This window comes from Nannocystis pusilla (assembly GCF_026626665.1).
Lineage (GTDB): Bacteria > Myxococcota_A > Polyangia > Nannocystales > Nannocystaceae > Nannocystis > Nannocystis pusilla.
Genome location: NZ_JAPNKE010000002.1, coordinates 3,895,449 through 3,910,870 on the forward strand (window position 1 = coordinate 3,895,449; position 15,422 = coordinate 3,910,870).

The 15,422-nt window shown below is 73.2% G+C and carries 5 protein-coding genes and 1 pseudogene; 2 read left to right on the top strand and 4 right to left on the bottom strand.

Going from position 1 to position 15,422, the window contains the following annotated elements:
• Window positions 1–38: 38 nt before the first annotated feature.
• The 4 genes and pseudogenes from OV079_RS17070 to OV079_RS17085 all read right to left on the bottom strand — a co-directional run bounded on the left by OV079_RS17070 (window position 39) and on the right by OV079_RS17085 (window position 13,020).
• On the bottom strand, window positions 39–7,463 hold the full coding sequence (locus OV079_RS17070) for a tetratricopeptide repeat protein (protein WP_267769830.1): 7,425 nt from the start codon (window positions 7,461–7,463) through the stop codon (window positions 39–41).
• 116 nt (window positions 7,464–7,579) lie between these two features.
• Window positions 7,580–10,729 carry a tetratricopeptide repeat protein gene (locus OV079_RS17075; protein ID WP_267769831.1) on the bottom strand — a complete coding sequence of 1,050 codons (3,150 nt, stop codon included), beginning with the start codon at window positions 10,727–10,729 and terminating at the stop codon, window positions 7,580–7,582.
• 150 nt (window positions 10,730–10,879) lie between these two features.
• Window positions 10,880–11,616: pseudogene (gene rlmB, locus OV079_RS17080) on the bottom strand (23S rRNA (guanosine(2251)-2'-O)-methyltransferase RlmB).
• A 267-nt stretch (window positions 11,617–11,883) separates the two neighbouring features.
• On the bottom strand, window positions 11,884–13,020 hold the full coding sequence (locus OV079_RS17085; RefSeq protein WP_267769835.1) for an ABC transporter substrate-binding protein: 1,137 nt from the start codon (window positions 13,018–13,020) through the stop codon (window positions 11,884–11,886).
• 801 nt (window positions 13,021–13,821) lie between these two features.
• On the opposite strand from OV079_RS17085, the gene OV079_RS17090 reads away from it, so the two are divergent.
• Both OV079_RS17090 and OV079_RS17095 read left to right on the top strand, forming a co-directional pair.
• A complete protein-coding gene (locus tag OV079_RS17090; protein ID WP_267769836.1) occupies window positions 13,822–14,874 on the top strand; it encodes a tetratricopeptide repeat protein in 1,053 nt (350 codons plus the stop codon).
• Window positions 14,859–15,317 carry a metallopeptidase family protein gene (locus OV079_RS17095; protein ID WP_267769838.1) on the top strand — a complete coding sequence of 153 codons (459 nt, stop codon included), beginning with the start codon at window positions 14,859–14,861 and terminating at the stop codon, window positions 15,315–15,317. The genes OV079_RS17090 and OV079_RS17095 overlap by 16 nt, the downstream gene beginning before the upstream one ends.
• Window positions 15,318–15,422: the final 105 nt, after the last annotated feature.

Below are 15,422 nucleotides of genomic sequence, written 5' to 3' on the forward strand. Positions count from 1 at the left end.
CACGGGCGACGGGCGCGCGGCCCGTCGCCCGCACCGGCTCAGGAGGACGCCTGGATCTCCCGGATCTTGTTGCCCAGCTCCGGGTGCTCCGGGTCCTCCTCGAGGCCCCGGCGCAGCATCGACAGCGCCTTCGACGTCTCCTTCAGCCCCAGGTGCGCGTTGGCGAGGCGGAGGTAGATGTCGCCGCGGCGGACCATGCCCGACTGGTCGACGTTCTGCAGCAGCATCGCGCGGGCCAGCTTGAGCGAGTCGTCCCACGCGTTCTGGTGGGCGTAGACGTCGGTGAGGAGCACCATCGTCTCGGCGTTGGTGGTGTCGATCTTGTAGGCGTCCTTGAGCTTGTCGAGGGCCGCCTTCATGTCCGGCGTCTCGCTGGCGAGCGCGATCCGGGCCATGCGCGTCAGGTAGTGCGCGAGCAGCTTGGTCTTCTTCGGCTGGGCCGAGGCGACCTGCACCAGCCAGGCGTACATGCCGCCGGCGTCCTCGAAGCGGCCGCTGACGAACAGCGCGTCGGCGATCCGGCGGTTGATCTCGACGTCGTCCTGGACGACCTCGTAGACCGGCGCCAGCGCGCGCAGGGCCTCCTCGACGTCGCCGACCTTCTCGACCAGGAGGTCGACGCGCTCGATGATCAGCTTGCGCTGCTCGTCCCCGGTGGCGTAGCTGGCGAGCAGCGCCAGCAGGTAGGCGACCTGCTCCCAGTAGCCCTCCTTGCGGCTGAGCTCGAGCAGCGTGCGGGCCGCCTCGATGTTGGCCGGGTGGAGGTGGAGCGCCATCTCGAGGTGCTCGCGCGTCTTCTCCGGCGTCTCGGCCAGCCGCGCCAGGCGCAGCTGCAGGTCGGCGCCGACCGTGCCTTGCGGCTGAAGCGCCGCGGCGCGCTGCAGCAGCTCCTGCATCGCCTCGTCGTTGCCCTGCTGCTCCTCGACCGCCGCCAGGGCCATCAGCGCCGGCACCGAGTTCGGGTCGGTCTGCAGCAGCTCGTTCAGCAGCTCGCGCGCCTTCTCGGCCTCGCCGAGGCGCTCCGAGTACAGCTCGGCCAGCCGCAGGCCGACCTCGCGCCGCTGATCGACGCCGCCGACCTCGCGCAGGACCGCGAGGAACTGCTCGAGCAGCTCCGAGAGGTCCTCCCACTTCTCGGCGCCCTCGTAGAGCCGCCACAGCGCGACCAGGCTCGGCGTGTGCCGCGGCGCCTCCAGGAGCAGCCGGCGGTGACGCTCGATCGCCTCGTCGACGTCGTCGAGCTTCTCCTCCGACAGCACCGCCATCTCCTCGAGCACCGGCACGCGCTGGCCGGCCTGCAGCAGGTCGAGCTTGCGCTCGAGCACGTCGCGGACCTCACGCCAGTTGCCGAGCCGGCGCTGCAGGTTCTCGAGCTCCTGCATCGCCTGCAGGTCGTCGGGCCGGGCCCCGAGCATGTCGTTGTAGATCGTGATCGCGTCGTCGACCTTGCCGACCTCGACCTGCAGGTGGGCCAGCTTGAGCCGCAGGTTGCGGCGCTCGTTCTCGTCGGCGGTGATCGTGATCCGCTGATCGAGGGCGGCGATCAGGCCGTCGGTGTCCTGCGTCGCCTCGAGCAGCTGCAGCAGCCGCGTCCACGCCTGCTCGTGGCTCTGGTCGAACTCGAGCAGCGCCCGCAGGTCGGCGATCGCGGTGATCGGCTCGGCCTGCGTCTCGGCGACGACCGCCGCCTCTTGCAGCAGCGGGATCGACAGGTCGGGGTTGCTCGCCAGCCGCGCGTAGCGGACCAGCGAGTCGTGCAGCGTCGGCAGCTCGCCGGCCGCGCGCGAGGCCATGATCTGCAGCTCGAGCGCCTCGAGGTTGTCGGGGTTCTCGGCCAGCACCGGCGCCAGCGCGCGCAGGGCCGCGTTGTACTGGCGAAGATCGCGGAGCAGGATCTTCGTCGTCTCGATGCACAGCTGGCTGCACGAGCGCTGGTCCTCGCGGGCGGCGTCGATCGCCCCCGCCATGAACTGCACCGCCTTGATCAACAGCTGCTTGTTGCCGGACAGCGCGACCACCCGCTCGATCGCCAGCGGGTGCGCCGCGTCGAGCTGCAGCAGGTTGCCCCACGCCTCGAGCGCCTCGTCCGGCGAGCCGCCGCCCTCGTCGACCAGGCGGCCGAGGTTCTCGAGCGCGGGGGCGCGGTCGGCCCCGGTCGCGCTCTGCAGGCGCAGCCGCGCCAGCTTGGCCAGGCCCGGCCGGTTGCCGGCCAGGTGGTACGAGTTCTCGAGCGGCTCGATGAGCGTCGGGCCGACCTCGCCGCCGGTCTTCTGCAGGCGGTCGAGCACCCGCTCGAGCCCGGCCACCGCGCCGGCGAAGCCCGGTCGCTCGTCGAGCGCGTCGCGGTAGGCCTCGGTCGCGCCGGTCAGCTCGCCGGTGTCGAACTCGGCGTCGCCGAGCCGCACCAGGATGTCGGCGCGGCCGGACTGGCCGAGCGCCAGCTTGGCCGACTCGCGCAGGGCCCGGGCCAGCAGGCGCTTCTCGCCGCCGGCGCGGGCCAAACGCTCGATGTGCCGCGCGGTCGCCTCGTCGGCGATCCCGGCGTCGAGCATCGCCGCCAGCAGCCCGAGCGCGCGGGCGCGGTCGCCGAGGATCTCCTCGGCCATGCCGGCCGCCGACTGGGCGATCAGCAGGCGCGCCGCCGGGTCGAGCGTCTCGACCGCGGACCGCCGCGCCAGCGACTCGACGTGCTCCTCGGCCCTGTCCAAAAGGACAGACAGGCGCGCCGTGTACTCGAGGACAGGTCGCATCTCGTCGGCGGCGACGCGGTCGAGCAGCCGGTTCGAGGCCTCGAGGCTGCCGCGCGGATCGTTGAGCCGCTCGTAGCGGATCCGCGCCAGCTGGCGCAGCGCCTCGGCGGCCTCGGACGGATCCTCGGTCAGCTCGGCGCGGGCCTTGTAGACCTCGGCGAGGTCGCCCCAGCGCCCGATCTGCTCGAGCTGCGGGATGACCAGCGCCGCCGCCGCGTCCGAGCTGGCCTTGTCGCGGACGAGCCGCATCAGATCGCCGATCGCCTCCGGGTGGCCCGGCGTCACCTGGAACACCGACTCGTAGTGCGCCATCGCCCCGACGGCGTCGCCGAGCGGGCCGATGTTCAGCCGCGCCACCTCGAGCAGCAGGTTCACCCGCCGCTCGCGGCTCGGCGCGATCGCGGCGCGCTCGAGCATCACGTCGCCGGCCTCGCGGTGACGGTCCTGCGCCAGCAGGGCCTGGGCCAGCATCCCCAGCGCCTCGTCGTCCTCGGGCGCGTCGAGCAGCAGCTGGCGCAGCGTCTCGATCTCCGCCTCGCGGTCGGAGCGGGCCTCGCGGTGGATCTTGGCCAGCTCCTTGCGCAGCGCGGTGCGGACCGCCGGATCGTCGGCGGCGTCGATCTGCCGGCCGATGACCTCGATCAGCAGGTCGTACGCGCCGCGGGCGGCGTACAGCCGGCGCAGGCGGTTCATCGCGTCGGTGCTGTTGGGCTCGATGTCGAGGATCCGCTGCCACACGCCCTCGGCGGCCTCCGGCTGGCCGAGGCCCTCCTCGACCAGGCGGGCCAGGCGGCGCAGCAGGACGATCCGGTCCTCGTCGTCCTCGGCGACGGCGACCCGCCGCTCGAGCACCCCGCGCAGGCCTTCGAAGTCGGCCAGGCCGGCCAGCGCCTCGTCGAGGAGCGCGAGCACTTCTGGCTGATCGGGCATGACCTCGAGGGCATGTCGCAACACGCGGGCGGCGCCGTCGTTGTCGCCGATGTCGATGGCGATCTGCGCGGCCTGCAGCTCGAGCGCGACCCGGCGGTCGGCGTCGGACTGCAGCGTCTCGGCCTCGGCCGCCATCAGCAGCGCCTGGCGCAGCTCGTCGAGCCAGCCGTGGGTGCGGGCGATCTGCTGGATCTCGGCGTCGAGCGACTCGAGCACCCCGGCCGGGCCGGGCTCCGCGAGCGCGCGGGCCAGCGTGCGGAACGCGTACGCCTGGCCTTGATCGAGGCCGGCGTAGTAGGCCGCGATCTCGCGGTAGATCTGGTGGCGCTGCGCCGGATCTTCGGTCTGCGTCAGCTGCCACTCGTCGACCGCGATGAGGCGCATCGTGTTGCCGGTGGCCTCGTAGATCGGCCGCAGCACCGCGAAGATCCGCACGCGCTGGGCCTCGTGGGCCTCGGCCATCCGCTCGAGCGTCCCGACCGCGCCGGCGTTGCCCGGCTGCTCGCTGAGCAGCAGCTCGACGGTGTCGAGCGCCGCGTCGGCGTTGCCGAGCCGCCCCTCTTGCAGGTCGGCGATGTTGAGCAGCACCACCTCGCGCTCGCCGAACGACTCGGTGCGGACCAGCCGCTCGCGCAGCAGCTCGATGAGGTCGTCCCAGCGCTCGCGCTGGGCGTAGACCCGCTCGAGCCGCGAGCGCGCCGCCTCGTGATCGGGCTGCGCCTCGAGCACGCGGCGGTAGGCGCGGATCGCCTGGTCGGGGTCGTCGAGGATCCCGAGCGACAGCTCGGCCAGGCGCTGCAGCACCTCGAGCTGCCGCTCCTCGTCGAGCGAGGTGTCGGCCTCGTGCCAGTACGCAGCCGCCAGCTCCGAGTACATCTCGGCCTGCGTCAGCGCCACCTCGAGCGCCGGGAACACCGTGCGGTCGTCGGGGCGGGCCTCGATGAGCCGCTGGTACAGCGGCACCGCGCGGCGCGGCTGGCCGAGCGCGACCGACCACAGCTCCGCGGCCTCGCGCACGATCGCCAGGGTGTCGTCGCCCTCGTCGCTCGGATTGTCCTCGGCGTACTTGGTGTACAGCTGCGCGAGGTCTTCGACGCGGCCGAGCGCGTGGGCCAGGCGGTTCAGCAGCTCGCGCACGCTCGGCTCGGTCGGGTCCTCGGCGAACGCGCGCACCGCCGTGGTGAAGGCGCCCTCGAGGTTCTCGATCTGGTCCTCGTGGATCCGCGCGATCTTCAGGAGGATCGGGATCCGGGCCCGCACGTCGTCGCCGGCCTCGAGCAGGCGCAGCTCCTGGATGTGGACCAGGCGCGGCCAGTCACCGACGGCCGTGAACACGGGCTCGAGCTGAGCGATGACCTGCGGCCGCAGATCCTCGTCGGTCAGGTAGCGCTCCAGCAGGTCGGTGCCGGCCACGTACTCGGGGTCGGCCTTGAGCGCCTCGGCGAACTGCCCCAGGCCCTCGCTGAGGTCGCCGAGCTGCTCGCGGTACAGCTGCGCCAGGCGCAGGTGGGTGTCGACGAGCTCGCGCCCCGACAGGCCCTCGAGCCGCCGGCGCAGGAACTCGGCCAGGTCGCCCCAGCGCTCGGTCTTCTCGTACAGCGGCCCGAGCACCGCCTGCACCTCGTCGCCGCGCTGCGCCGACGTGGATGTCTTTTGGTACAGGTCGATCGCGTCCTCGAGGCGATCGAGCTTGGTGCGGTAAAGCTCGGCGGCGCGGATGAGGAACGCGTCGCGCACCAGGTCGCTGTCGCTGCGCTGGGCCCGGCGGACCAGCAGCTCGGCCAGCGCGGCGTAGTCGTTCTCCTCGACCAGCACCTGCTCGAGCGCCTCGGCGGCGGCGATGTCGGCGGGGCTGGCCTCGAACAGGCGCTCGTAGGCGCGGCGAGCCGAGTCGTTGCGGCCGAGCACCCGCGCGATGCGGCCGATCGAGCCGAGCATGCGGTGGGCGACCGTCGAGCTGCTGACGTTGTCGACGTGGGCCAGGTAGGCGTCGTGGACCGCCTCGTGGCGGCCGAGCTCGTTGCCGAGGCGATCGATGCGATCGAGCACCTCGACGATCTCCTCCTGCTCACCGGCCTCGGCCAGCGAGTCGACCAACACCTCGAACGAGCGGCCCGGATCGCTGAGCCGCTCCTCGTGGGTGCGCGCGACCTGCAGCAGCGCGAGCATGCGGTTGCGCCCGGCCTCCTGGTGCCGCGCCTGCCGCTCCTCGAGGTCGAGCAGCGCGCGCCAGTTCTGCTCCGACTCGTAGAGCGGATACAGCACCTCGATCACGCGGTCGCGGATCTCGTCGCGCGAGAGGTACTCGGTGAGGGTGGCGCGGGCCCGCTGGTCGCGCGGGTCGAGGCGCAGCACCTCCTCGAGCAGCTCGGTCGCGTCGGCGTAGCGGCCGAGCTTGTCGCCGACGACCTCGGCGGCGCGGCCGAGCAGCTCGGCCTTGCGCTCGTCGTCGGTGGCGAGCGCGATCAGGCGGCGCAGGCCCTCCTCCGCGTCGGGCCAGCGCTCGAGGTCGATGTTGAGGCGGACGATCGCGTCGAGCGCGGCCTGCGTCTCCTTGGGCGCGACGGCGAGGTCGACGATCCACTGGAACGCCTCGATCGCCTGGTGCGGATCGCTCAGGTGGTCGCGCTGGATCTCGCCGACCTTGCGCCACAGGCGGGCCTGCTCGAACGGGTCGTCGGTGCTCATCACCCGCTGGCGGAGCACGCGACACAGGGCCTCCCACTCGCCGCCCTCGACGTAGATCCGCTCGAGGGCGTCGAGCGCCTGGAAGTTGCCGGGGTCGATGTCGAGGACCTCGACGTAGGTCGCCGCGGCGCCCTTGAGGTCCTCGAGCTTGTCGGCGTGCAGCTCGGCGATCTCGAGCAGGATCCGGACCTGCTCGGCGTCCTTGTCGATGTAGCGCAGCAGGCCGCGCAGCCCCTCGACCAGCGCCTTCGCGTCGCCGGCGGCGCGGTGCAGCCGCGTCAGCGCCAGGGTCGCCCGCTTGGCCAGGTCGACGTCCGACGGCTCGAGCGCAAGCAGGTCGGCGTAGGCCTTGCGCGCGCCGTCGCGGTCGTCGAGGTGCGCGTCGAGCACGACCGCGATCCGCGACAGCAGCTCGATCTTCGAGTTGTTGTCGGGGAGCTTGGCCAGCGCCTGCTGCCACACCTCGACCAGCTCGCGCTGCTTCTCGAGCTCGACGCCGAGGCGCTGCAGCTCGGTGCGGGCGTCGGCGCGGCGCGGGTCGAGCAGGTAGGCCTCGCGCACCGCCGCGAACGCGGCCTCGGCGTCGCCGAGCTCGTTCTCTTCGATGCGGGCGATCTCGAGGAGGTGCGCGGTCGCGGCGTCGGTCGAGCCGAGCGCCTCGGCCTGGGCCCGGCGCACGCGCAGCACCCTCACCTGCGCGCCGAAGTCGCGCAGCGCGTGGTAGATCGGCTCGAGCAGGTTGGCGACCTGCAGCTGGACGTCGCGGTTGTCGAGCAGCCGCTCGAGCAGCTTGCGCGCGTGCTCGTGGTTCGGGTCGGCGGCGATGATGCCCTGCAGCAGGTCGACGGCCCCGTAGGCGTCGCCCAGCTTGTCCATGCGCAGGCCGGCGCGGCGGCTGGCCAGGTCGTGGCGCTCGGCGTCGCTGTCGACCCGCTCGGCCCAGCGACCGAGCAGCTCCTCGAGCGCGTAGTGGTCGTCCTGGCGCTCGCTGTGCTCGTACATGCCGGCCAGCGTGGCCATGGCGCCGAGGTCCTCGGGCACCAGGTCGAGCAGCTCCTCGGCGGTGCGGGTCGCGACCTCGCGGTTGTTCAGCACGTCGCGGGCGATGGCGATGATCTTCTCGAGCAGGCGCTTCTGCTCGCCGGCGTCGAGGACGATATCGGCGCGCCGGCGGTAGATCTTGAGCAGCTCCTCGTGGGCGCCGCGGCGGGTCAGCAGCTCGTCGAGCGCGTGGTAAGCGACCTCGTGGGTCTCGTCGCGGTCGAGCAGCTCGGCGAACGCGGCCTCGGCCTCGTCGTACTGCTGGAGGTCGTCGCGCAGCGCGACGGCGCGGGCCAGCAGCAGGTCCTTGTAGAGCGCCTGCTGCTCCTGGACACCGCCCGCCCCTCGGCCTCGGCGGCCTCCTCGGCGCGGCGCATGTTCTGCAAGATCTGCCCGTAGGCGCCCGCGACCAGGTCCATGCGCTGCAGCTCGCGGCCGGTCCGCTCGACCTCGCCGCGCAGCGCCGCGTCCTCGGGGTTCATCACGAACAGCTCGCGGCGGACCCGGAGCGCGTCGGCGCGGCGGCCCTCCATCTGGCTGTACAGCGCGGCCAGGCTGGCCAGGCCGTTCGCGCGCGTCGCGGCGTCGGGCTCGGCCATGGTGATGACCTCCATCGCCTCGGCCTCGCGGCCGTGGTCGTGGATGCTGCGGTAGTACGGCAACAGCCCGCGCATGATGGCGAGCGCGCTCGACGGGTCGAAGCGGCGCAGCACCTCGAGCGCGTCGATCGTCGGCAGGTGGTCGGGCTCGACGTCGAGGATCTGCAGGAAGCCGGCGATCGCCTTCTGCGAGTTGAGCAGGCGCGTCGCGTGCAGCTGCGACAGCTCGAACAACGCCGGGATGTGGTCGTTGCCGAGGTCGCCGCTGTCGAGCCGGCGCTGCAGCACCTCGGCCAGCTCGGCCCAGCGGGCGCGGGCGCGGTAGAGCCGGGTCAGCGCGTCGAGGGCCTCGTGGTCGCCGGGGGCGAGGCCGAGGATCTCGCGGTAGGTCTCGATGGCGGCGTCGAGGTCGCCGACCTTGTGCTCCTGCAGCGCGCCGACGCGGCGCAGCAGCGGCAGGCGCACGTTGTTCTCCTTGGTGACCGACAGCCGCGTGAGGAACACGCCGGCGAGGTCGGCCCAGCGCGACGTGGCGGTGTAGATCTCCTCGAGCGCCGCGTGGGCCACCTTGTTGGCCGGGTCGAGGTCGAGGATCTGGCGGAAGAACCGCTGCGCCTCGAGCGGCTCGCCGAGCCGCTCGCGGGCGATCGTCGCCAGCTTGTCGAGCAGCTCGAGCCGCTCGCCGTTGTCACAGTCGGCCGCGGCGATCCGGCGCTCGTAGATCGCGCTCAGCTCGGCCCAGCCGTCGGCCCGCCCGGCCGCCGCCTCGAGCCCGGCGCGCAGCACCCCGTCGGTCGGCCGCAGCTCGTAGGCCCGCGCCGCCCACAGCATCGCCTGCTTGGGGTCGTTCAGCTTCTGCAGGGCGATGTCGCGCATGACCGCGATCAGCTCGAGGCGGTCGTCGTCGTCGGCCGCGCCGGCCAGCAGCACCTCGTAGGTCGCCAGCATGCGGGTCCAGTTGCCCTGCTCGCGGTAGATCGGCAGCAGCTCGCGGGCCACCGCGAGGTCGGTCGGGCGCAGCGCCAGCACCCGCTCGAGCGCCGTCAGCCCGCGCTCGGGCGCGTTCAGGCGGTCGCGCGCGAGGCCGGCGATCCGCTGGTACAGCGCGATCTGCTGGTCCTCGTCGGCCATCTGCTCGGCCGCGGCGTAGAGCACGTCGAGCACCTCGCCGAGGCGACCTTGCGCCTCGTAGAGGGCGACCAGGTCGTCCCAGCGACCGGCGGTCACGTAGGCCTCGCGCAGGGCGTGGCTGGCCTCGTGATGGGTCGGGTCGAGGCGAGCGACCGCTGCCCAGGTCTCGATCGCAGCGCCCGGCTCGCCGAGCCGATCGGCCTGGAGGTGAGCCAGACGCCCGAGCAGCTCGACCTTGCGCACCGGCGCCGCGGCGGCGTCGATCTGGCGGCGGAGGACGTCGACCGCCTCGGCCCACCGACCCTCGCGCTCGTAGAGGTCGATCAGGGCGACGAAGGCCTCCTCGACGTCGCCGTGCTGCGCGAGCACCTCGCGCCAGGCCGTGATCGCCTCTGCGCGGTCGTTGAGCTTCTCCTCGGCGATCCGGGCCAGGGCGATCCGCAGCTCGCAGGCCCGCTCGCCGCTGGCGCTGGCCAGCTCGTCCTTGCGCAGGTCGATGAGGGCGCGCCAGTCCTTGCGCAGCTCGTGGATCCGGGCCAGCGCGTCGCGGGTCTCGCGGTCGTCGGGCTGGAGGCGCAGCGCCTCGTGCAGCGGCTCCATTCCCTTGCTGGTGTTGTCGAGCTGGTCGACCCAGATGCTGGAGATCCGGCGCAGCATGTCGACCTGGCGCGGGACGTCCTTCTCGGTCCGCGCGGCGTCCAGCAGGCGGCCGTAGACGGTCAGCAGGTCGTTCCAGCGGCCCGACGCGCCGTAGGTGTCGGCCAGCGCCTTGATGGTGGCGGCGTGGCGCGGGTTGATGTCGAGGATCCGCTGCAAGGTGGCCAGCGCCATCGCGTCGAGGCGCAGATGGTCGCGGTACAGCTCGGCGATCTCGAGCAGCCGCCCGATCCGCTCGTCGCGGTTCTCGGGCCGGTCGGCCACGCGGTCGAACTCTTCCTTGAGCAGTTCGACCAGCGCCGTCCACTTCTGCCCCTCGCGGTACAGCCGCTCGAGCGCCTTGGCGGCGCGCGGGTCGTAGCCGTCCTCACGCAGCACCGAGCGCCACACCTCGATCGCGCGGTCGATGCTGCCGAGCTTCTTCTCGGCGAGGTCGGCCATCTCGTGGGCGAGGGCGAAGCGCTGGTCGGTGTCTTCCTTCTTCAGCGAGCGCCGCGCCTGCACCAGCACCTGCATGAGCTGGCTCGCGTCCGCATCGGACGAGAACATCTCGCGATAAAAGGCGAGGATCTGAGGATTGGCGGGCTCGTTGCGGCGGACCCGGCGGAAGTAGGGCTCGGCCTGGGTCGACTGGCCCGACAGCCGCCACACCACCACGCCCGCGAGCAGGGCCACGTCGTTGCCGGCGCCCTCGCGCGGGGCTTTCTGCGCCGCCAGCTTGGCGAACTCGACGACCTCCTCGTTGCTGGCGCCGTCGAGGAGCATGCGGCCGACGACCTTCGCGGCGGCGTCCCCGGAGCCGGGGTCCTGCTTGGCCTCGGCGCGCGCCGCCGCCAGGTCGACCGATCCCAGCGACGCAGCGAGTTCACTGCGCCGTGCCGGGTCAGACGGTTGGGTCAGGAACTGAAACAGGACGGAGCGGAGTTCGGACATAGAAAGCCTCAAGGGGCGACGCCCCGAAGGGGCGTCCGCCGTGCGAGCGGCATGCGAAGGCTGCCATAGGGTGGCGAAGATTTGCGGCCTCCGCTAGGTCCTAATGCAGCCCGGCCGCGAAATCGCGGGGCGACTCGGACGCCCCCGGATTCACCCGCCGTCCCGCTCGTTTGGGGCAGTCGGGGACTCGGCCGGAGCCGGCGTGCAGAGGGTCGCGAGCGCCACCGCGGCCGCAGCGGAGACGTTGAGCGACGCGACTCCGCCCGCGCCCGGGATGGTCGCAAGAAAATCACAGGAGTCGCGAGTCAACCGGCGCAGGCCTGACCCTCGCTGCCGAGCACCAGCACCAGCGCGTCCGGCATGCCGTCCGCGGCGAGCCGGCGCAGGTCCGCGCCGGCCTCGGCAACCGTGCCGACCACCCAGAAGCCGACCTCCTTCGCCCGCGCCAGCGCGCGCGCCAGGTTCGTCACCTGACACAGCGGCAACCTCTCGGTCGCCCCCGCCGACGCGCGCACCACCGTCGGCGTCACCGCCACCGACCGGTCGCGCGCCCAGAACACCCCGCTCGCCCCGAAGAATTCGGCGCTCCGCACGATCGCCCCGAGGTTGTGCGGATCCTGCACGCCGTCGAGCGCAACCAGAAGAAGTTTCCGATCTTTGGGTGGCTCGAGTTCAAGTAGTTCCTCGAGGTCCCAGTCGCGCGGCGGCCGGGCGATCGCCACCACCCCGCGCGCCAGCTCGGGCGAGATCACCGCGGCGATCGCGTCCGGTGTACAGACATCGATCGCCACGCCGGGCGGAGCGTGACGCCGCAGCTCGAGCTCGTGCCCCGGCAGCGCGAGGATCCGTCGCACCCGCCCCGGGGCACCCCGCAGCAGTTCGACCACCGCCCGCTCGCCGGGGACGAGGTAGTCGTCGCGCCCGACCTGCGGCGCTCGCCGGTCGGCGCCCGGAGCCTCGCCCGCTCGCGGTCCGGGGCCAGCGCCCTGCGGCCGTCGCGGGCCCGACTTGTCCGGTCGCCCGCCGGCGCCTTCGGGACGAGGACCGCCGCCGTGCGTCGTGCGAGGCCGGTCTCGACCGGGCTCGGCCGGACCGCCCTGGCGGCCTCGAGAGTCGCCGACGCGGGGGACCCGTGGCGGCCTGAAGACGACGCGTCAGCGGCCCTGGGGGCGCTCCGCGGGATTGAGCGAGACGGCCGATTCGGTCGCGACAAAGCGACCGCTTTCTACCCTGAGCACGGCCGCCGCGGGAGGGGGCGCTGCCTCGGCGCCGGCCCACGCCTGGGCCACCGCACGGTAGACCAGCCACGCCTGGTCCGGCGGGCCCGAGCCTTCCATCGCCGTGTACGCCTCGGTGAAACCGGCCGCCTCGGGAGTTTCCCAGCCGACCGGCGCGACCAGGACGCCCTCCAGCACCTCGTGACCGGCCCCGATCGCCTCCGGCGAGCAACCCTCGGCGGTCGACAGCACCGGCACGCCGGGCTGCTTGGGCCGATCGATGACGACGCCGTCGCGGACCATCTGCCGCACCACCAGTTCCACCCGCCCGAGTTGGTCGGGGATCAGCACCGCCGCCGACTTGAGGCTCGAGCGGACCGGTTCGAGGACCTTGCTGAAGCTCGTCGTATTGGGCGGATAATAGATGGATTTCAGAGACTTCACACCCATTTTCGGAAGTGATTTCTCGAATGCGGCCACGGCGCGTTTGCCGTACGCGTTGTCGGGCGCGAGGATGACCGCGGTGGTGCGGTTCGCGCGGCCCACCGCCTGGGCGAGCGCGGCGGCGCGGGCCTCGAGCGTGGGCGCCACCCCGACGACCTGGCCTGCGCCCTCGCCCGGGACGACCAGCCGGGCCCGGCCGCCGCTGGCGGCGGCGACCTCGGCGGCGGCCTCGACGTTGCCGGGGCCGACCGGCCCGACCAGCACCGAGGCCCCGGACGCGAGCAGGGTGGCCGCCGCCTGCTTGGCCTCGGCGGGGCTCGAGCCGGCGTCTTCCCAGGCCACCTGCAGGTTGCTGCCGGCCGGTCCGGCGAGCACGCGCACCGCCGCGGTCGCGGCCGCCAGTTGCACGTCGGCGAGCCCGGCGAACTTGCCGGAGCGGGGCAAGAGCAGCCCGATCCGCGGCGGCCCGCCCGTGCTCGCGACCTGGCACCCGCGGACCCACGCCGGCGCGTCCGCGGGCGCGCTCCGACCCGCGCGCACCAGCAGGCACTGCGCGGCGGCGGTCCCGGCGGCCTTGCGCGCGGCGTCCTCGAGCGCGGTCGCGTCGAGGCCGCGCCACTGCTCGCGCATGCGAGCCTCGGCGAGCGGCCGCGGCGCTGCCCTCGGGCACGAGCTCGCGCCACTGCGCGTAGGCCAGCGCCGCGCCCGCTCGATCGCCGAGTCGCTCGCGCGCTCGCGCCGTGGCGGCGAGGAGATCTGGACCGCGGTCGCCACGGGTCGCGGCGGCGATGGCCTGCAGGGCTGCTTGCGGATCCCCGACCTCGGCTTCGGCGAGCGCACGCGTGCGGCCGAGGTCCTCGGTCAGTTCGCGCTCCGGCGGGGCGAGATCGATCCCCTGCGCGCGGACCTTGGCCGCGTCGTCGAGGCCGGCGCGCGCCGACGCCAGCGCCGCCGCGTAGTCACCGCGCTCGAGGTTCGCGTTGGCCTTCAACTGATGCGCGGCCAGGCGGAGGTTGAGCGGCGGATCGCGGGCGAGCAGACGATCGGCGGCTTCGACCACCGCAGGGCCGGTCGGGTCCTTCTCGTGAGCGGCCTGCACCGCGTCCCACTCGCCCTGGAAGGCCGGGTCGACGCGACCGGGATCGACGGTGCGCGTCGCCTGTCCCGCCGGACCGACGGCCTGCGATCCTCGACAGGCGCCGAGCACGGCGACCATGACCGCGGTGTGAAGGAGCGCTCGTCCGAGCGGACCTCCGAGCAACTTGTGGGGCCCGGCGCTCCCGGTCGCAATCGTGCGGGCAAACGGCTCATGGCTGGCGAGCATACGCCGGCCGCGTCGACGGGCCCAAGCAATCGGCCATGCGTCCGCGGCGACCTCGTCCGCGCGAGCGCCGTCCGAACCCTCGCACGCCGTGCTATACGAAGCGGACCATGTCGATCGGCGACGGGGAAGACCTCGACGACTCCGGCTTCGGCGAGACCAGCCGTTACGCGGCCCACCTCGATCGCGGCTGGTCGCTGCTCGATCGCGCCGACTACGAGTCGGCGCGGCAGTCGGCGCTGCAGGCCCAGCGGATCCGCCCCGACGCGCCGGACGCCGCGGTGCTGCTCGGCGCGATCGCCCTCGCGGAGGGCGATCCGGTCGAGAGCCTGCGCTGGTACGACCAGGCGATCGAGCTCGATCCCGACTACTTCGAGCCGTACGCCGCGGCCGCGCAGATCGCCCTGTTCGACCTCGGCGACGCCGCGCGCGCCCTGCAGTTCTGCGACGACGGCCTCGGCGTCGAGGCGGTCAGCGCCATCGACGCCCTCGACCTCGAGCTGCTCGGGACCGAGTGCCTCGTCTCGCTCGGCCGCGACGAGGAGGCCCGCGCCCGCCTCGACGCCCTGCGCGAGCACCCGCTGTTCGCCGCGATCCTGCGCGCCTCGTTCGAGGCCGCCGACGCCGAGCAGGGCGAAGAGGACATGTCCTCGAGTTCATCCTCATCGGAATCGGACCTCGAGCTCGACGGCTCGGTCAAGCGACGTCGCCGCCGCCCGGTCGTCCGCGAGGAGGTCGAGGAGCAGAACGGCGAGGACGAGGACGCCGAGGACGCGGCCGAGGCTGCCGAGGCCGCCGAGGCCGCCGAAGCCGCCGAAGCGGCGGTGGCCGAGCTCGACGAGGACGAGGACGGCGAGCCGCTCGACGAGGAGGAGCGCAGCGCCCAGGTCCAGCGCGTGCTGCAGTTCATCCTGCGCATGTGCCGGCTGTGGCTCGACCTCGGCGCCCCCGAGTCGGCGCTGCCGGCCCTGCGCGCCGCGGCCGAGCGCTTCCCCAACAACGGTGACGCCTGGCACCTCCTGAGCGAGGCCGAGTACGCCCGCGGCGACGCGCGCGCCGCCTGCCACGCCGCCCTGCGCGTGTATCGGCTCGATCAGCAGCACGCGCCGCCGAAGTGGTTGCCGAGCCCGCGCAGCTGCACCGCAAGGTGGTGCAGATTTTGAGCGCCTGCCCCGACGAGACCCTGCGCGAGCTGGGCCAGCGCCGCGCCGCGCTGGTGCTGCTGGTCCACGAGGTCCCCTCGCTCGAGCTGGTGCTGGAGGGCGTCGATCCGCGGATCAGCGCGCTGAGCCTGGCGACCCGCGGCGGCTCCGACGACGAACCGCCCGAGCTCACGGGCCTGGCGATCTACCGCCGCAACCTGGTCCGCCTGGCCCGCTCGGCCGAGCAGTTCGACCACGAGCTCCGCTTCGCCGTGCTCGAGGAGCTGGCCAACTTCTTCCAGCTCAGCGACGCCCGCCGCGAACGCCTCGGCCTGCCGCCGCTCGCCGCCGACCTCGACTACGTCGACGACGAGCCGCTCCCGCCGCCCCCGCCCGCCGTCGAAGAAGACGAGCCCGCGGCGCCTCGCCGCCGCCGCCGCAAGAAGAAGCGCATGCACTCCTGAGGCGCGCAGCGCGAGACTCGGCTGCGCAAGAGGACGCTCCGACCTCGCGGCCTCGCGTCATGGCGAGCCGGTGACCACTGCACCGCCGCTCTTCGCCTCCGCCTC